This window comes from Ensifer sp. 4252 (assembly GCF_050434565.1).
GTDB lineage: Bacteria > Pseudomonadota > Alphaproteobacteria > Rhizobiales > Rhizobiaceae > Ensifer.
This window is the reverse complement of record NZ_JBNDIU010000029.1, coordinates 15174-33535: the sequence shown is the minus strand read 5'-3', so window position 1 is coordinate 33535 and position 18362 is coordinate 15174. Positions and strand designations below refer to the sequence as shown.

The 18362-nt window shown below is 60.6% G+C and carries 15 protein-coding genes and 3 pseudogenes; 8 read left to right on the top strand and 10 right to left on the bottom strand.

The annotated features are described in order from the left end of the window. Nucleotides 1-33 precede the first annotated feature (33 nt). From ABIE33_RS31725 to ABIE33_RS31710, 4 genes are all read left to right on the top strand, one after another. Entirely contained in the window at nucleotides 34-1182 is a 1149-nt protein-coding gene (locus tag ABIE33_RS31725) for an efflux RND transporter periplasmic adaptor subunit (protein WP_429132464.1), read from the top strand. After that, nucleotides 1179-4295, top strand: a complete 3117-nt coding sequence (locus ABIE33_RS31720) for an efflux RND transporter permease subunit (protein ID WP_429132461.1) — start codon at nucleotides 1179-1181, stop codon at nucleotides 4293-4295. Before ABIE33_RS31725 ends, ABIE33_RS31720 begins: the two co-directional genes overlap by 4 nt. Before the next feature lie 3 nt (nucleotides 4296-4298). Further along, entirely contained in the window at nucleotides 4299-5702 is a 1404-nt protein-coding gene (locus ABIE33_RS31715; RefSeq protein WP_429132459.1) for an efflux transporter outer membrane subunit, read from the top strand. Nucleotides 5703-5967: 265 nt separating this feature from the next. Continuing rightward, nucleotides 5968-6150: a hypothetical protein gene (locus tag ABIE33_RS31710; RefSeq protein WP_429132519.1), complete on the top strand. Its 183-nt coding sequence runs from the start codon at nucleotides 5968-5970 to the stop codon at nucleotides 6148-6150. A 250-nt stretch (nucleotides 6151-6400) separates the two neighbouring features. Here ABIE33_RS31710 and ABIE33_RS31705 read toward each other — a convergent pair whose 3' ends face one another. Continuing rightward, on the bottom strand, nucleotides 6401-6658 hold the full coding sequence (locus ABIE33_RS31705) for a hypothetical protein (protein WP_429132523.1): 258 nt from the start codon (nucleotides 6656-6658) through the stop codon (nucleotides 6401-6403). Here ABIE33_RS31705 and ABIE33_RS31700 point away from each other — a divergent pair. Beyond that, nucleotides 6548-6844, top strand: coding sequence for a HipA domain-containing protein (locus ABIE33_RS31700; protein ID WP_429132517.1), 297 nt, complete (start codon nucleotides 6548-6550; stop codon nucleotides 6842-6844). The two genes, ABIE33_RS31705 and ABIE33_RS31700, sit on opposite strands and share 111 nt — an antisense overlap. Next, nucleotides 6819-7202, top strand: coding sequence for a HipA domain-containing protein (locus ABIE33_RS31695; protein WP_429132457.1), 384 nt, complete (start codon nucleotides 6819-6821; stop codon nucleotides 7200-7202). The genes ABIE33_RS31700 and ABIE33_RS31695 overlap by 26 nt, the downstream gene beginning before the upstream one ends. Nucleotides 7203-7319: 117 nt before the next feature. Here ABIE33_RS31695 and ABIE33_RS31690 read toward each other — a convergent pair. Beyond that, nucleotides 7320-7846: pseudogene (locus ABIE33_RS31690) on the bottom strand (NAD(P)/FAD-dependent oxidoreductase); the annotation flags it as partial. On the opposite strand from ABIE33_RS31690, the gene ABIE33_RS31685 reads away from it, so the two are divergent. Beyond that, nucleotides 7763-8422, top strand: coding sequence for a hydantoinase B/oxoprolinase family protein (locus ABIE33_RS31685; protein WP_429132455.1), 660 nt, complete (start codon nucleotides 7763-7765; stop codon nucleotides 8420-8422). The pseudogene ABIE33_RS31690 and the gene ABIE33_RS31685 overlap by 84 nt on opposite strands. A 188-nt stretch (nucleotides 8423-8610) precedes the next feature. On the opposite strand, the pseudogene ABIE33_RS31680 reads toward ABIE33_RS31685, so the two are convergent. Further along, nucleotides 8611-9093, bottom strand: a pseudogene (locus tag ABIE33_RS31680) (peptidase dimerization domain-containing protein); the annotation flags it as partial. Nucleotides 9094-9421: 328 nt separating this feature from the next. Between ABIE33_RS31680 and ABIE33_RS31675 the strand changes: the two are divergent. Further along, entirely contained in the window at nucleotides 9422-10204 is a 783-nt protein-coding gene (locus tag ABIE33_RS31675) for a universal stress protein (RefSeq protein ID WP_429132453.1), read from the top strand. Between the two features lie 39 nt (nucleotides 10205-10243). Here the strand turns inward: ABIE33_RS31675 and ABIE33_RS31670 are convergent. The 7 genes and pseudogenes from ABIE33_RS31670 to ABIE33_RS31640 all read right to left on the bottom strand — a co-directional run bounded on the left by ABIE33_RS31670 (nucleotide 10244) and on the right by ABIE33_RS31640 (nucleotide 17152). Further along, nucleotides 10244-11178 (bottom strand): annotated as a pseudogene (locus ABIE33_RS31670) (IS630 family transposase). 717 nt (nucleotides 11179-11895) lie between these two features. Then, nucleotides 11896-12948 carry a sn-glycerol-3-phosphate import ATP-binding protein UgpC gene (locus tag ABIE33_RS31665; protein ID WP_429132451.1) on the bottom strand — a complete coding sequence of 351 codons (1053 nt, stop codon included), beginning with the start codon at nucleotides 12946-12948 and terminating at the stop codon, nucleotides 11896-11898. Continuing rightward, nucleotides 12948-13796 carry a sn-glycerol-3-phosphate ABC transporter permease UgpE gene (gene ugpE / locus ABIE33_RS31660; protein ID WP_429132449.1) on the bottom strand — a complete coding sequence of 283 codons (849 nt, stop codon included), beginning with the start codon at nucleotides 13794-13796 and terminating at the stop codon, nucleotides 12948-12950. The genes ABIE33_RS31665 and ugpE overlap by 1 nt, the downstream gene beginning before the upstream one ends. 9 nt (nucleotides 13797-13805) lie before the next feature. Then, entirely contained in the window at nucleotides 13806-14687 is an 882-nt protein-coding gene (gene ugpA / locus ABIE33_RS31655) for a sn-glycerol-3-phosphate ABC transporter permease UgpA (protein ID WP_429132447.1), read from the bottom strand. Between the two features lie 72 nt (nucleotides 14688-14759). Then, a complete protein-coding gene (gene ugpB, locus ABIE33_RS31650) occupies nucleotides 14760-16067 on the bottom strand; it encodes a sn-glycerol-3-phosphate ABC transporter substrate-binding protein UgpB (RefSeq protein WP_429132445.1) in 1308 nt (435 codons plus the stop codon). A 402-nt stretch (nucleotides 16068-16469) separates the two neighbouring features. After that, the gene (locus ABIE33_RS31645; protein ID WP_429132443.1) at nucleotides 16470-16907 is read right to left on the bottom strand and encodes a type II toxin-antitoxin system VapC family toxin; all 438 of its coding nucleotides are present in this window, start codon (nucleotides 16905-16907) and stop codon (nucleotides 16470-16472) included. Further along, nucleotides 16904-17152, bottom strand: a complete 249-nt coding sequence (locus ABIE33_RS31640) for a type II toxin-antitoxin system Phd/YefM family antitoxin (protein WP_429132441.1) — start codon at nucleotides 17150-17152, stop codon at nucleotides 16904-16906. The genes ABIE33_RS31645 and ABIE33_RS31640 overlap by 4 nt, the downstream gene beginning before the upstream one ends. Nucleotides 17153-18362: the final 1210 nt, after the last annotated feature.

Genomic DNA, 18362 nt, shown 5'->3' with positions numbered 1-18362 from the left:
TTGCTGATGCAGACCATGACAAGAGCAATACCCATGAGAACGTCACTTAAAAGATCCCTCCTCGTTGCGGCGGTCCTAGTCCCGGTCGCGGCTGTGGCGGTGCTGAAGGCCTACGGGCGAACGAGCGAGGCGCCGGGAAAAGAACCCGTCCCGGCCCAGGCTTCACTGACGGTCTCCGTCGAGAAGGTCCGCACGGACCCGTCCCCCATTTTCGTGACAACAACCGGATCGGTAGAGGCCTGGCAGGAGGCGACAATCGGCGCCGAAGCGAGCGGGCTGCGTTTGGCGGAAGTTCTTGTCGAGGAAGGCGACCACGTCGCCAGCGGCGAGATTGTCGCACGGCTGGACAGCGCGCTCTTGAAAGCGCAACTCGCCGAACAGCGGGCCGCGGTCGAGCAGGCACGCGCGACGCTGGAGTCCGCCCATTCGGCGTCTGCGCGCGCGCAGAAACTCCTGGTCAGCAAGGCAATCAGTGTCGAGAGCGCCGAAGAGAAGTCGACCACCTTCAAGACCAGTCGCGCCCAGCTCGCCCAGGCCGAAGCGGCTGCCGAGCGGAAAGAGGCGGAACTGGCACAGACCGAGATCCGGGCTCCGTTCGATGGTGTCGTTTCCGAGAGGCCTGCGGTCGTCGGTGCGACCGTCCAGAACGGAACCGAGCTGATGAAGATCATCCGCGACGGTAGAGTCGAAGTCGCCGTGCAGGTTCCCGAAAAGAACCTGCAATCCGTCGCGGTTGGGCAGGCAGCGACAGTCACCGATGCGTCCGGCAGGGCATCCCAAGGCAGCGTTTCGTCTGTTGCGGAGAAGGTCGACGCAACTACCCGCCTCGGCACGGTGCGCGTGTCGATCGCCGACGGTTCCGCGCTCAAGCCGGGCATGTTCGCACGCGTTTCGATCGAAACGGCGGTAAGCCGCATGCCGAGCGTTGCCGAAAGCGCGCTTATCTGGCGAGACGGCACGTCGTCCGTTTTCGTTGTCGGAGATGGTGGCAAAGTCACGGCACGAGCAATTGAAACCGCCACGCGCAGCAGTGGGCGCGTCACCGTCCTTTCAGGCCTGGAGGGCGGGGAAAGCGTCGTCACCGCCGGGGCAGGTTTCCTGACGGACGGCGACACGGTCCGCGTCAGCCCTATCGAGGCAAACAACACCTCAAACACCGCGAGTAGCGAGACACTCCGATGAACGCCATTTCCTCCTGGTCGATCCGCAACCCTGTTCCGACCATCGTCCTCTTTCTGTCCTTGACGATCGCCGGGCTCTACGGGTTCACGCAGCTTCGTATCAACAATCAGCCTGATATCGACCTGCCGACCGTAACGGTGACGGTGTCGCAGCCGGGTGCTGCGCCGAGCGAGATGGAGGTCCAAGTCGCTCATGTCATCGAAAACGCCGTGGCGAGCCTCGAAGGCGTTGACGACGTCTCGACGTCGGTCAGTGAAGGCTCGTCCACCACGACGGTCGAGTTCACACTCGACACCGATCCGGAAACCGCGACCAACGACGTGCGCAATGCCGTGTCTTCGGTTCAATCAGACTTGCCGGACGGTGTTACCGAGCCAGTCGTCACGCGCGTCAACGCGACCGGCAACTCCGTGCTGACATTCACGGTCGACGCGCCGTCCATGGCATCGGATGAACTGAGCTGGTACATCGATAACGACGTCGCCAAGACGATGCTTGGAGTGGACGGCGTATCGAAAATCGAGCGTTCCGGGGGCGTTGATCGCGTGATCCGGGTCGAGCTCGATCCGGATAGGCTCGCGGCGCTCGGTATCAGTGCTGCCGATATCAGCCAGCAACTTGCCAGGATCAACGTCAACCAGCCGGGCGGCCGCGCCAATGTCGGCGGCCGGGAACAGTCGGTCAGAACCGTCGGGAGCGCGAAGACGGTCGAGGCGCTTGCCGAAACGCGCGTGCCGCTCTCCAACGGCAACGATGTAAAGCTCTCCGATCTCGGACAAGTCGTCGACAGCTGGGAGAAGCCGCGCCAGACCGCGTTCCTGAACGGCCGGGAAGTGGTGGCATTCAGCGTCTATCGCTCAATCGGTTCGAGCGAGCTCGACGTCGTCGAAAAGGTCCGTGCGGCGATTGCCGCGGCCGACGCCGGAAACGCTGACGTCACCCTTACGGAGGTGACCTCGTCTGCCGGCTTCGTCGAGGAAAGCTATGATGCGGCCCTGGAAGCCCTGTGGCTTGGGGCATTGCTCGCAATCGGCGTCGTCTGGCTGTTCCTGCGCGATATCCGCGCCACGCTGATTTCGGCAGTCGCCATGCCGATGTCCTTGATACCGACCTTCGCAGTGATGTGGGCCTTCGACATATCGCTGAACAACATCACGCTGCTGGCGCTTTCGCTGGTGGTGGGGATCCTCGTCGACGATGCCATTGTCGAGATCGAGAACATTGTCCGCCATATGCGCCAGACTGGTGCCAGCGCTTACCGCGCGGCGATCGAGGCAGCCGACGAGATCGGCCCTGCGGTTGTCGCAACCACGGCGACCATCGTCGCCGTCTTCTTGCCCGTGGCCTTCATGCCGGGGATCCCCGGCAAGTTCTTCCTCTCCTTTGCCGTCGCCGTCTGCGTCTCCGTGCTCTTCTCGCTCGTGGTCGCGCGGGTGTTGACGCCCCTGATGGCTGCCTATCTGATGCGCGCTGGAGGCCTTGCCAGCGAGGATGCGCCCGCCTGGGTGCCGACCTACGTCTTGCTGCTGCGCATCGCGCTCAGGCACCGCTGGACCACGCTCTTTGCCGGTGTCGCATTTTTTACCGGCTCGATCATGCTGGCCACGCAGCTTCCGACCGAATTCATGGCGGCGACGGACCACGGCCGGTCGGTGATTTCGGTCGAACTGGCGCCGGGCTCGACCATCGAACAGACGTCGGCCATCGTGAAGGACATTACCCACCGGCTTGAGGGCGATCCGGTCGTCGCCAGCGTCTTTGCCTCTGTTGGCACGGCGGCAGAATCGGGCGGCGGCCCGAACCGATCGTCTTCCTCCTCGGAGGTCCGCACGGCGACAGTCACGGTGAACCTCATGGCGGCGGACGAGCGCAACATTTCGCAACAGGAATTCGAAGCACAAGCCGCGCCGAAGCTTGCCGATATACCGGGAGCCCGCATTCAGTTCGGTGCCGATGGCTCCTCGGGCGCCAAGGTGTCCGTCACGCTCGTCGGCGACGATCCCGATGCGCTTGGGGCCACAAGCGATACGCTGCTCCGACAAATGCAGTCGGTCCCGGGGCTGACGCATCCGACATCGACCGCCACCAACACGAAGCCGGAATTGATCATCCGGCCAGACAATGCGCGCGCATCCGAGCTTGGGATCACCCCGGCTGAGATCGCCGAGACGGTGAAGGTGGCGACCATTGGTGACAACGACGCGAGCCTACCGAAGTTCAACCTCGGAGACCGCCAGATATCCATCATCGTGACGCTGCCGGACGGAGCGATCGATGATCCCTCCAAGCTCGCGGTTCTGCCACTCACCGGCACCAAGGGTACCGTGCCGCTCGGCGCGATAGCCGACATCGACTTCGATGCCGGACCGAACACGATAAGCCGTGTCGACCGCAGTCGCAGTGTTACGATCGAGGCGGAATTGTCGGGCATCACCCTCGGCGAAGCGAGCGCGGCAATCCGCAACTTGCCGGCGATGCAGTCGCCGCCCGACGGCGTCCACGAGCTGGCGCGCGGCGATACGGCCCGCATGCAGGAGCTGTTCTCGGGTTTCGCGACCGCGATCAGCGCCGGAATCCTGCTCATGTATCTGACGCTCGTTCTGTTGTTCCGCGGCTTTGTCCAGCCGGTGACGATCCTTGTCGCCCTGCCGCTCTCCGTCGGCGGCGCGCTCGGCTTCCTGCTGCTGACAGGCAAGGCGATCGGGATATCGGCGCTGATCGGACTGCTGATGCTAATGGGCATAGCCGCCAAGAATTCAATTCTGCTTGTCGAATATGCGCTGAAAGCCGAACAGGAGGGTGGCATGGGCCGCATCGAGGCGCTGCTCGATGCGGCGAGCAAGCGCGCGCGGCCGATCGTCATGACGTCGATCGCCATGGGCGCCGGCATGCTGCCGATCGCGGTTGGGATCGGCGCCGACGCGGAAACGCGCGCACCGATGGCCATCGCCGTCATCGGTGGACTTCTGTCGTCCACGGTCCTCAGTCTGGTTTATGTGCCTGTCGTCTACACTTTCCTCGACGACATCCAGCGCAATCTTGGCTGGCTCCTGGGCAAGCTTCTGCCGGAAGGGACGGAGCCGCGCGTATCAGTGAAAGCTCAGGAGCGCTGATCCATGCGCCATCCTTCCATCGCATTGGGGGCGGTCTGCCTCCTCGGCGGCTGTGCCGCGGTTGGCCCCGATTACGCCACACTGAACCCCACGCTTGTCACCAGCTACGCGGAACCGGCGCAAAAGGGGCCTGCTGTCGAGCCCGAGACGCGCTGGTGGGAGGCGCTCTCTGATCCCTTGATAAACCGGCTCATCTCGGAAGGGCTGATCTCGAACCTGACCGTGGCCCAAGCCCTGGAACGGGTTCGCGAGGCACAGGCCGACGCCAAGGCGATCGGAGCCGAAGGATTGCCGGACGTCGACGGCTCGATTTCATCCGAAACGACGAAAACGAGCGGCAAGTCAGCGTCGACGAGCGCGACCGGAGAGTTGGCCAGCGGCTGGGAAATCGATCTCTTCGGCAAGTATCGGCGCAGCCGCGAGGGCGCGCGAGCCACGGTGGAAGCGGCGCAGGAGGATCTGAGCGCAGCGCGCCTCGCCCTGCTCGGCGATATCGCCACTTCCTATGTGGAGGCGCGCGGGTACCAAAATCGACTTAGCGTGGCGCGCAGGGCGCTCAACGGAAAACGAGAGGCGGTCACCGTTGTCCAGGCTCAGCTTCAAGCCGGTGGAGCCACCACCTTGGACGTCTCCCAGGCGGTCGGGAGCGCCGCCTCGACGGAAGCGAACATTCCCGCGCTTGAAGCCTCGCTGCATGCTTCCCTCAATCGGCTGGCGTCGCTGCTCGACCTTCCGGTTGCAACGATGCGCACTGAGCTCGCAAAGGGGAGGGCAGTGCCGTTGCCGCGGCAGAGCATTTCGGCCGGCCTGCCGGCGGATCTCCTGCGCAACCGGCCAGATATTCGCCGTGCAGAACGAAACTTGGCGGCCGTGGTCGCCGATATCGGCGTGCGCGAGGCGGACCTCTATCCAAGCCTGCAGCTTTCCGGTTCGATCACTATTTCCGCCGAACGCATCGCCGGCCTCTCGACCGATAGTGGCGGCTGGGCGCTCGGCCCGTCGCTGACTGTACCTGTTTTCGACGCCGGTCGGCGCAAGGCCCTCGTAGACGTCGAGCGTTCTCAGGCGCGCGAGCAATATCTAGCGTATCGCGAAACGGTGGCGAGCGCGGTGGAGGAGGTGGAAAACGCGCTCGTCAGCTTCAATCGCGAACGACAGCGGCAGATGGCTTTACGCCGGAGCGTTGTCGCCTACAAGCAGGCCGTCACGCAGTCGATCGAGCTATACAAGTCCGGCGCTGCGGACTTCCTCCATCTGCTGGACGCGCAAGACGATCTCTACTCGGCGGAAGACAAGCTGGTGCAGAACGAGGCGGCGATTGCAACGGCCTATATCACACTGTGCGAGGCGCTCGGTGGGGGATGGGCAATCACAAATCCTCTGGAGCAGTCGAGTACAGGAAACTGAGGGGTGCGACCGTTGGTCATTCGATCTCCCGCGGCGGTCGTGTTGAAAGGAGGTTCCCTCAGCCATGCTCTTGACGCAAACCTCAATGGGGGAGGATAGGGGATTGTCGGTTACAAATGGCGTAAGTGTCTAGCATGCCCCACTCGTCGCCGAGTACCCAACGAATAGCGGACAGCTTGCCGTTGAGCATTCCCACTCGAAATCGGTCTATGGGCCTAGTTCGTTGGGATACTGCTCTTCAGCGGACGAACAAGACTGAAGGGCCATCGTGCCCAGCAGGGTTCTCGAGCCGCAGGAGCAACTTGCCGGGGCGATTGGCGTTGGCGTACGTTTTTTGCGTGAGCTTGAGGCCGGAAAAGAGAGCTGTCAGATCGGCCGCGCGCTGCAGGTCGCTGCGGGTCTCGGCCTCGTTCTCTCGGTTGGTCGTCGACAGGGTACGCGGTTATGACTCGCTTGTTGGATGTCTATTTTCGCGAGACCAAAGCCGGTGTACTCGGCAGGCTTGATGACGGCATGCTCGCGGGTTGCTAGAAGTCATAGGTGGCGAATGCGCAGGTGCTTTATCACTCTACCGCGCAGGCACGGCACCCGAGGTCTCGAGCCAGTCCGACACCGAAATCCTCAGTTCACAACGGCTAGATGAAATTCTCACAAGGCTGCGTTCTCGCCCTTTGCTGGGCGGAGAGGAGGGCATTCGTCTATCGCTCGCCGACGCGCAGGACTAGCTGGCGGTCATTGTCGATGACGCTTCCATCGCCTTGGCAAGAGATGGTCGACCTATCCAAGCGTTGGACGGAACGGTGGAGAATGAATATTTCTGCATGGGCCTTGCTGCGCGCCTCAAGCTGCCGGTGCCCCGTGTGGAGATGCGCGTCGGCGGAGCCACTGCTTTTCTCCTGGTTGAACGGTATGATCGGACGAAAACCGTCGACGGCAAAATCGAACGGCTCCACCAAGAGGATTTCTGCCAGGCGCTCAGCGTACCGCCGGAGCTTAAGTATGAGGCTGAAGGCGGGCCGGGAACGAAACGATCCCTTGCACTGATCGATCAGGCCTGCGCGCGACCAGTCGCGGACCGGTTACGGTTCATCCGGATGCCTGATCTTCCATTATCTTGTGGGCAATGCCGATGCCCACGGTAAGAATTATGCATTGCTTTATGGCTCCGATACACCCGATCTGGCACCGATCTACGATGCTGTCTGCACAGCCATTTACCCGCGTCTGTCGAAGAGGCTCGCGATGAAAATTGGCGGTCGCGATGTGCCCGACACGATCCAGCTGAAACATTGGACGACAATCGTGCCGGATACAAAGGCCGCTCAGCGCATCCTTGTTCGCGATCTCGCCCAGATGGCCGAGGGGATTGTGCCTGAGGCCGATGCCCTTGTTGCAGAGTTGGCCGACGAGGGGATCAAGCATCCTATCCTGAGCGCAATTCGCAAGGTCATCTCAAGTCGTGCTGATTCGGTGCAGAGAGTCACGGAGCAGGTGTCTTAAGCCATTGAATGAAGGTCAGCATTCAGCGCCCGGACGACCGGTTCGATGGTTCGATGGTTCGACTCCCATCGAGGCGACGGATGGCACCATCCGCTCCAGAACAGCTTTCTCGAGGTCTCACTGCGCTTCGCAAGGGGCCTCTACAAAGCGCTCGATGCGAAAATCGTGTAGCGGCGTTTCAGTCCATCCCGTGGTGATAAGCTCGGCCATCACGTCGCCGACACCGGGGCCGAGCTGGAAGCCGTGGCCTGAGAAGCCGAAAGCGTGAAATAAACCGGGCGTGGTCGACGACGCTCCCATCACCGGGAGGCCATCAGCGACATAGCCCTCGCAGCCGGACCAGGTACGGATGACTGAGACCTTCGCCAGCGCGGGCAGGGGTGCAGCAGCATGCGAAGCTGGCGCGGCAGGCTCGCCGGATCAGCCTTGGCGTGGCCCGGATCGAGCGCAACGTGAGTGCGCTCGACGCCGCCGCCGAACACGATGTTGCCCCGCTCGGCCTGACGGACGTAGCCTTCGATGCCGTCGCCGCCCCAGGCGCCGACGACGGGCAGGATGCGGTGTGGCAAGGGTTCCGTGACACCCATTTGCGGACCGCGTGCCTCGAACGGCACAGGTTCGCCGAACCGGGCGGCGATCCGCGCTATGACGGCGAGATCATCGCCTGGACCGGCGGGCATATCCACAATACCGACATGGGCGGCGCAGTGCCCGCCTCGCTCTCGCGAGCGCTGACGGAGATCCATCAGGAGGGTATCCGCTTTCCGCCGATGAAGGTGGTGAGGGAAAGGGTCTTCGACGAGACCATCCTGAGGATCATGACGACCAACTTGCGCAAGCCCGATCTCAATGTCGGCGACATTAAGGCGCTGGTTGGCGCGCTCAACACAGGCGAGCGAAAGATCCTCGCCATGGTGCAGAAATTCGGAAAACAGGCATTTCTCGAAGGCGCCGAGGCACTTCTGGATCATGCCGAGGCGCAGGCGCGGGCAACTCTGCGGTCGATGCCGGACGGCACCTGGGAGTTCGTCGACTATGCGGACGAGGATTCGGTCGAAGCCAATCCATGCCGCTTGAAGCTGACCCTGACAATCACGGGTGACGAGGCGGTTCTCGATTTCACCGGTTCCGATCCGCAACTCGGCTCCTCGCTCAACGTGCCCTCTGGTGGTGATCCACGCCATACAATGCTGTCGGTCGGCGTTTATTACGTTCTCTAAACACTGAACCCGAATATCCTTCTCAATACCGGGCTCGCTCGCCCCTTCACCTGCATCGCGCCGGAGGGCAGCGTGCTCAACCCGGTGCAACCGGCTGCGGTCGGCATGCGCTCGCTCACCTGCGCGCGGCTGCGATCCGTAATCTTCGGCGTGTTCAGTCGGGCCGTACCGGAACGTCTTGCGCGCGCAAGCGAGAGGGCCGGATAGGCGCTCAGTTCTTCCCATTCGACGCTCACCCCCGACGTTCGCAGCACTTCGGCGGCGTCGCGCACCGGCGCCAGCAGCGTGGCGGGATCAATACCGGAAATAGCCCGTGCCTCGACGTCCAGGGTGCAATGATCGGGAATGATGTTGAGCGCCTGGCCGCCCTGGATCAGGCCTGCCTGCAACGAGGAATAGGGCGGCTCGAAGGTTAGGTCGAAGGGGCCGTTTGCGAGATCTTGTGCCGCCTATACGGCCGCCTGCAGCACTCCCGCCATGGCGTGAACCGCGTTCAGGCCGAGATCCGGCCGGGAGGAATGGCCGGAGCGGCCCCGGAGCCTGACGCGGGCGGCGGCTTTGCCCTTGTGGGCGAGGACCGCCCGCATGCCGATGGGCTCGCCAATCACCGCGCCCAGCGGTGCTGCGCAAAGCTCGGGCAATCGGGCGAGGAGATGGGGCACGCCGCGGCAAGCCTTGGGACCGCTGCCAGTACCGCGGCGAGCCGAAGCCGTGTCGCTGATCCATGCCAAACCTCCGTTTGCACAATGGATTCAGATTCATCGCATTTTGGGAAGCGAAATGAGTCGCAGCCTATGCCGGCTGGTGCGAGCCCAAAAGTTTGCGACAGACCCCCAAACCGCTGCCACCGAATCAAACGATATCGTTATTTCTTTGCGATCGTCCGGAACCTGCAGCGTCAATGGGTATTAAGTGCTCAACGGGTTCGCCTCTACTCCTACGACAGAGGAGCGAGCCCATGGAGCACTCGGCGCTGTACGTTCGCAAATGGAGGAAACTATGGGCTACCGAGATATCGTTGTCTATTTGGACGCTGGAGCAGATTGCGCGGCCCGTTTGCGCACTGCCATTGATGTCGCTGCCAAGCACCAAGCTAGACTGATCGGCGTCGACATCAGCACAAAGGAAGCACAGGAAGGGGAGAGCCACGATCTCGCGCTGGCTATCGAGGATACATTCACCTCGGCAGTTCAGGCGGCTGGCCTTGATTTCCAGTATCACGCGGCAAGGCCGGAAGCTCATACCGCAGAGCAACTTTTTTCCCACTCTGCGGATATTCTGGTAGCGACACAGCCCCATCCCGACCACCGCCATCTTTCCAATTCATCAGTTCCCAAAGAAGTTCTGTTGACAGCTGGGGTTCCAATGTTGGTGCTTCCGGCTGGCTGGACCGGAGAGGATGCGATCGGCGAGCAGGTGATCGTTGCCTGGAATTTCAGCCGCGAGTCAACTCGGGCCGTTCACGACGCGATGCCAATCCTCAAGGCAGCGCGCAAAGTTCTCCTGTTCGTGTTCGCGAGCAATTACAGCGACCAAAATGCAGATGTTCAAGAGATAAAGCGTCATCTCGAACACCATGGGGTAACGGTTGCCTTGGCGGGATGGCGCGATACGGGGCAAACAGATTTCACCAGTGCGTTGTTTGCTGTCCTCGACCGAGAGAGCGCAGACCTAATCGTCTGCGGCGCGTATGGCCACTCGCCGCTTTTCGAAGATGTGTTCGGCGGCGCGACGCCCAATCTGCTGAATAACATTTCCATGCCGGTCTTGATGTCGCACTAAATCGCAGCATTGCAGACTGGCCCTTAGAGCGGTTCCCTTTCATATTGGATCGTATCCGCAGGAGTTGAAGAAGTTTCGTGCTTCTTGAGGCTCGATTAGGTCGATCAGTTTTCCGATTCTGTCCCAAAGACCTGTCACCGTGCGTTCTGCCGCCCTGCGCAGAAGCGCTTTCAGCTTGGAGAAAGCCTTTTCTATGGGGTTGAAGTCCGGGCTGTAGGGCGGGAGGAACAGCATGCTTGCACCGGCAGCCTCGATCATCACTCGTGCAGCCGGTTGCTTGTGGCTGGAGAGATTATCGAGGATGACGACATCGCCAGGCTTCAATGTCGGCACGAGAACCTGAGCGGGAACCATTCTCCGTTGATCGGCCCGTCGATCACGAGCGGCGCAACCATTCCTGTGCTGCGCAGGCCCGCGACCAGCGTCGTGGTCTTGCGGTGGCCATGGGGAAAGCCCATTCGCAGGCGCTCTCCCTTCCTGCATCGCCCATGGGTGCGCGCCATGTTGGTGGCAGTCCACGTTTCGTCGATAAAGACGAGCTGCGCGGGATCAAGGTCCAGTTGGTCGTCAAACCAGCGCTGGCGCTGCTCCAAGACGTCGGGGCGGCTCTGCTCTACCGCGTGGCCAGTTTTTTTACGCGTCTGGCCGTGCCGGATGAGGAACCGATGCAAAGCCGATTTGCTGATCTTGATGCCCTGGGCGGAAAGTGCGTCGCGCAGTTCGAACAAGGTCCCGTCACGATGCTCGGCGAGCCAGGCCATGATCTGTTCCCCATGCGCCTCGGTTTTACGGGAGTTTCGATCTCCGCCGAGAGGGCCGGGCCGCACGTCCCATTGGCGCAGTTGCTGATTTCGCCAGCGGCTGACGCTTGCGGCACTCACACCGAACCGTTCGGCGGCTTCTCGATGCGTTGCGCCAGCACAAACTGCGGCAAGCACCCGAACGCGCAGATCGACAGAAAGGGCTTTCGACATATCCGCCGACCTCCACCGGCAGATAGTTTGAATCAGACCCAGCCTGATTTGCAAAGCCCCGCAGATTCAATCTGCAAGGGAACCGCTCTAAACTCCACCTCCTATCACCTCAAGAATGCCACCATCCTGGTGGCGGTCGTCGCTTCGGCCGCAAGCGTTCGAACTCCCTGGGTGCCATCCAGCACGTTGAAGCATCATGCTCGACTACCTGTTCGGATATGACGATCTCCATTCTACTGTTCCCATCATGCCGCCTGCGCCGCCTCTCATTGCGCAGGCGCAAAGACTGGCTCACTCGACGGTTCGAGATGGTCCTTGGAAGTTACTTCTTGTTTTCGGCCGCTGGCCGTCGGAGGCGACGATCGAGAGACCCAATCGCGCGTCGTGATGGCACTACAGTCCGGCGTCCCACAATCTGAAATTCCTGCGTGGTCTTGCCGCGCGACCAGCAGCGTTCGCTGCTTGGTTTAATATCCTCAATGAAGCCTATGTAAAGGCGATATATTCCTGGCAGCTATCAAATTGCCGAAGACGCTTGATGTGGCTAATGGCGATGCACTCATTGATCTCGTGGAAAGCGCCCGCTAATATCAGCTGATTATCCGTACCTATTGATCTAGAAAATCATCGTCTGTGATACAAGAGACGCGGAACGATCGCTGCCGAGGCAAGGCTCATTGATTTTGGCGAGGACGGGAAGCCGCAAAGCCCCTGTTTTTAGGACACGCGCTTGCCCCTATCATCAAACACATGCAGGTCCTTGGCCAGCGCGCCGACCGTGACATGATCGTCGATCTGCCTCACCGATCGCCCTGGAACTCGGAACACGAGATCCTGACCATTGGCGAACTTGCCATGCACATAGCTTTCGGCACCGACAAGCTCGATGCTATCGATGCGGACGTTTGCCGTGAAATCAAAGTCCTTCGCGGTGGGTTCACAGACAGCTAAGTCCTCCGGTCGAATGCCGATCGTGAATGCGCCGGCGGGTTTGGGCACAATTGGCGAGATCGACCAGCCCTCCAGTGTTTCTGCATGTTTGAGAAGGTTCATCGACGGTGAGCCGATGAACGTTGCCACAAAGGTCGTCGCTGGCTTTTCGTAAAGTTCGATCGGTGATCCGACCTGCTCGATCTGTCCGCCGTTGACGACCACCAGCTTGTCGGCAAGCGTCATGGCCTCCATTTGGTCGTGCGTCACGTAAACGCTGGTCGTGCCAAGAGACCGCTGCAACCGTTTGATTTCGATGCGCATCTGGCCCCTCAACTTGGCATCGAGGTTCGAGAGCGGCTCATCGAACAGGAATGCGGCCGGTTCGCGCACGATCGCCCGCCCCATGGCCACGCGCTGGCGCTGGCCGCCGGAAAGCTGGCGCGGCTTTCGGTTGAGGTACGGCTCGATCTCCAGGGTTTTGGCGGCCTTGGCGATACGGCGTTCGATCTCGTCCTTCGGCGTGTTGCGGTTTTTCAGCCCGTAGGCAAGGTTCTGATGCACGGTCATATGCGGATAGAGCGCGTAGTTCTGAAACACCATCGCGATGTCGCGCTCGGCCGGTTCCAGATCATTGACCGTTCGGTCGCCAATGGCGATCTCGCCGGAGCTGATGCTTTCGAGACCGGCAATCATGCGCAGAAGGGTGGACTTTCCGCATCCGGAAGGGCCGACGAGGACGACGAGTTCACCGTCGTCGATCTGGAGGGATACACCCTTGATCGCCTCGATGTTGCCGCCATAGGTCTTGCGGACCTTGTTCAGGGTAATTTGAGCCATTACTTCTCAGTCTCCACAAGACCTTTGACGAACCAGCGCTGCATTAGAACGACGACGAGGATTGGCGGGATGATTGCCAGGATCGCGGTCACCATCACGTAGTTCCAGGGCGTCGAGGCGTCAGTGAAATCGACCATGCGACGCAGGCCGATGATGATGGTGTTCATCTTGGCGTCGTTCGTCACCAGCAAAGGCCAGAGGTACTGGGTCCAGCCGTAGATGAAGAGGATGACGAACAGCGCGGCGATGTTGGTTTTCGAAAGCGGAAGCAGGATGTCGCGCATGAAGCGAAAAGGTCCTGCATTATCGATACGCGCTGCTTCCACCAGCTCACCCGGGATCGTCAGAAAGAACTGCCGGAAGAGAAAGGTCGCCGTCGCAGACGCCATCAACGGCAGCGTCAACCCAGCATAGGTATCGATTAGCCCTAGGTCGACGATCACCTTGTAGGTGGGAAGGATGCGCACCTCGACCGGCAGCATCAAGGTAATGAAGATCATCCAGAAGAAGACCATCTTCAGGGGAAAGCGAAAGAACACGATCGCGAAGGCCGACAGGAAGGAGATGACGATCTTGCCGACCGCGATCGCAATCGCAACCACGGTCGAATTGAACAGCAGCCGTTCAAGGCTGACGCCAACCACGCGCTCGACGCCGCCGGACATGGCCTCCGTATAGTTTTCCGTCAGATGATCGCCGACGGTCAAGGACATCGGCGGACGGATGATCTCGACCGAGGTGCGGCTGGAGGCGACGAAGGTGTAGTAGATCGGAAAGGCGACGATAATGACACCGATGATCAGCACGAGATGGCCGATGAAATTAGCGATGGGACGTTTTTCAATCATCGGCGCGCCTCATGAGTAGTGAACCCGCTTCTCGACGAAGCGGAACTGGAACGCCGTCAGTGCGACGACGATGACCATGAGGATGACCGACTGCGCCGCGGAACTGCCGAGGTCGAGATTAACGAAGCCATCATTGTAGACCTTGTAGACGAGCGTTTCGGTCGCCTTTGCCGGGCCGCCGCCGGTGACGGCATGGATGATGCCGAAGGTGTCGAAGAAGGCGTAGACCGTGTTGACCACGAGCAGGAAAAAGGTGGTCGGCGCCAAGAGCGGGAAGACGATCGTCCAGAAACGCCTCGCGCCTCGCGCGCCATCGATCGATGCAGCCTCGATCAGCGATTTCGGGATTGCCTGCAGTCCGGCGACGAAGAAGAGGAAATTATAACTGATCTGCTTCCAGGCGGCCGCAATGATGACCAGGACCATGGCTTGATTGCCGTTCAGGAGCGGATCCCAGGCAAAGCCGTTCCGCCGCAGGATATAGGCAAAGGTGCCCATCGCCGGATTGAACATGAAGAGCCACAGCATGCCGGCCACCGCGGGTGCGACCGCATAGGGCCAGATCAGAAGCGTGCGGTAGACGTTTCTGCCGCGAACCACCCGGTCTGCCGCCGTTGCCAACAGCAAGGCCACGGCCATCGACAGAAGCGCCGTCGCCAGGCTGAACACCACCGTCACCTCAAGGGAATGCAGATAGTCCGGGTTTGAGAGAACAGCGCGAAAATTGGCAAGACCGACGAAGCCGGACTTGAGCCCGAACGGGTCCTCACGAAGCACGGATTGATAAAGCGCCTGGCTCGCCGGCCAAAAGAAGAAGATGACCGTGAGCACGATCTGCGGCGCGAGCAGGAGATAAGGCAGGATTTTATTGGGAAAGACGACAGGCTGCAAAGCGACCCCCTTCTTTGCGCGAGGAGATGGCCTGCTCCGGTTCACACTCGGGGCAGGCCTGCTGTTGCATCGTTAGTTTCCGATGGCGGCCGCGATTGCGGCGTTCGCCTTCTTGGTGCCTTCGGTCAGGGCCGCTTGTGCATCCTTCTGCCCGGCAAGCATCGCCTCGAACTCTTCGTTGAGGATGTCTCTCACCTGCGGAAGATTGACGAGCCGCACGCCCTTGGAGTTTTCCGTCGGCGCCTTGCCCAACATCTGCAGGATCGGCGTCTCGCGGCCGGGGTTCTTTTCATAGAAGCCCGACTTCTTGGTTTCGTCGTATGCGGCAAGGGTGACGGGCAGATAGCCGGAGACCTGATGCAGGCGTGACTGGATTTCCGTCTTCGACAGGAAGTTAAAGAACTCCGCGATGCCCTTGTATTCATCGTCGGACTTGCCGCCGAACACCCAGAGGCTTGCGCCGCCCGGGATCGTGTTCTGCGGGCCGTTGCCGTCGTAATAGGGCAACTGGCCGATGCCGTATTTGATGCCCGACTTGACGATGTCGCCGAGACCGCCGGATGATTCCGTCAGGATGGCGCATTCACCTGAAGTGAAGAGCTGCTTGGCTTCCGAGGTGCGTCCGCCATAGCGGAACGTGCCGTCCTTTGCCAGATCTGCAATCGCCTGGAAATGCTGGACGAACAGCGGTGCGTCGACCTTTAGCTCGACGTCGAGGCCAGCAAGGCCGTTCTCGTTGGTGCCGTAAGGTACGTTGTTCCAGGCTGCGAAGTTCTCGGTCTGGATCCAGGTGAGCCAGGTGGAAGTGAAGCCGCAGGCCGATGCGCCGCTCGCCTTGATCTTCTTGGCTGCGTCAAACACTTCCGGCCAGGTCTTTGGCGGCTTCTCCGCATCGAGCCCGGCCTTCGTGAACGCATCCTTGTTGTAATAGAGGATCGGCGACGAAGAATTGTAGGGGAAGGACAGCATCGTACCGTCCGCCTTCGAATAATAGGCGACGATGCCGGGCAGGTACTGGTCCTTGTTGAACTCGTAGCCGCCCTTTTTAAGCACTTCGACAACGGGCAGAATTGCGCCTTCGGCGCCCAGCATCACGCCACTGCCGGCATCGAAGACCTGCAGGATAGCGGGCGCCTGCTTGGACCGGAACGCGGCAATGCCGGCATTCAGGGTTTCGGGGTAGGTGCCCTTAAAGACGGGTACCACCTTATAAGCGGTCTGGCTGTCGTTGAATTCCTTTGCCAGCGTGTCGACAACTTCGTTGTTGGCGCCGGTCATTGCATGCCACCAGGAAAGCTCGGTGGCGGCTAATGCGTTTGAAGCAACGCCGGCCGAAAATGCGGACGCGACCACAAGGGTCCAGTTCAATTGTCTGAACATGATTCCTCCCATTTCTCAAAAGCCAGGGCATTTGTCGCGCCCGGCGGATTCGATCCTCCTCGATCGAAGCTTGCACAACCTTCGTTGCGAAACCAAAAAATAGTAGAAACGAAATGAAATGAATATGCAACGAAAATGTGTCGCCGGAATGCCTGTTCCACTGATCCTCGGAGGCCTGCGGTGTTCAGCACCCTTCGATAGTTAGTGTTTTGCGGCCTCACGGCTTGAAGTGTCGGATCCGCTCCTGAAAAGCCTGCAGACATTGAACCAGTGACCATTGGTCGGATCGGTTGATCTACACGAGGGCCACTTAGCGCATTCGTCATTGGTGTCGAGACGTCACACAGAACGTTGATGAAAGCTTGAACGTCGACCGACCTGGTGTCAAAGCACTCGCTTCGCTCAAACAGGTGCTGCCATGAGGGCGATGCCAAACGGCTCAAAATGCCGCACGTCCAGTGTTACCACCGTCAAGTCGTGTGCCTTCGCCGTTCCGGCGATGAGCGCATCAGCCATGCCAGGACTGTGCCCCGAAGCGATTGCTTCGGCTTCGAGCTTGCCGGAAATCGCAGAAACCGCTGCGTCGATCGAAAGGATCCGATCCTCGTATGTCGAGAAGAGGCCGTCCATCCAGCGCCTGAGACCGTTTGCCTTGGCGTTAGCACCTTTCCGCTCGAGCAACATGATCCCGCGCTCGATCTCGTGGACTGTGACGACCGACAGGAAAAACTCAGCTGTGTCTTCAGCCTTATCCAGCCACGCGATCAGCCCCGTCGCGGTCTCAGTCCGCGAAGGTGACAATAGCGAGATCACATTCGTGTCGAGGAGATATGCTGTCAAAGATCGACATCCCGTGAAGGCGAGATATTGCGCTCAAACTCTCCACCGGGAAAGGTTTTCAGGTATGAAACGAAGCTGGAACGACGGGGTTTAAGGGCGCGCTGTGCAAACTCCGCCGCCTGTAAAGAGACAAGAGCAGCTACCGGCTTTCCATGCCGGGTGATCGTGACGAATTCGCCCTTGATGGCTTCATCGACATAGCTGGAGAGACCAGCTTTCACATCCTTTAAACTGACAGTGGACATCGGCGCCTCCGAAAAGTGGTCACATATGACTATATATGAGCTTGACCCCACCCAGGGGCAAGGGAAAGTTACGCGGCTTCGATCGCCAGAAGGCCGGATCGTCTCGTGCGATGACACAGATTCTTGACGGATGAAGGCGAGCGCTGCAAATCGATAGCGACAGGTTCCTTCCCCGGAACTCGACCGAATTCAGGGGGAGTACGGGCCGCGTAACCACCTGAAGCCTGCGCTCGACCGCAGACACTCAACGGTCAAGTGCTTGTTGCGCGGGTTCATTAAGTCATGATCACGAGCAGATAACATAGATCGTTCGCATCCTGTTCCTCTCACTGAGGCTGACACGAGAGGTTTGCCGCGAACCGTTTCAGGAGCCCGTCGTTGACGGCGGTGCCATGGGGGCCGGTCGTGACGGCCAACCAATACCGCGTTCGCATTGGGCAATGTCTCGACCGTATCGGTGTCTCAGCGTCCGCGGCTCGGAATGGCCCTGCCGCACCAGGACCCAAGCCTCGGCGCCCATCCAGCCAGTCTGGCGCCCTCCTTCCGAGCGACCCCGCGGTGGGACGGCACCATGGCTATCGAGGTCATCGGCTCCGCCGGGGTGTGGTCGCCCGATCGGAAGAGCGAAAATACGTCGAGAGTGAGGAACGGCTTGCCGGGGGTAGTCGGTCCCGGTTCCCGGCCTCCGGCCGGCGCTTGCGCTGAACCTCCTGCGGCGACCCTTTTAACCGGTCAATCCGCGCGCGAACGGGCTCTGGCCGCGAGCGCGGCCGCCGCCTGGTACGCTCATCCTTTTCTGGTTCGTGCGGCATGACAATAGTGGTACATCGCGCCCACGATACCAGTTTAACGGAGATGCCCAGCCAACAAGGCATTAGGCTCCAAGCGGTTATGGTAGGGTCGCCTCGATCACATGTGCGCTGTAGTCGACGCCGGCCTGGTGGCGCCGTGCATGCGGGCCTTACGGCACCGGTGACGGCCAGCCGAAACGGAACCGAGGCCATCACCACGAAGGGCCGCATGGTCATGTCGAGGCGACCGTCACTGCACCGCCGCCGTGGGAAGTCCACAACGTAGGGATTTCCAGCGGTTTAAGTCATCGATGGTGCCCATGACTACCGGGCAGATGGCTCCGGGCCGGTCTGGCGCATTTTCCAAATCCGTGCAGGTGTCCTGCGGCAACTCCGTGTTCGCGCCCAAGATGCGGGAC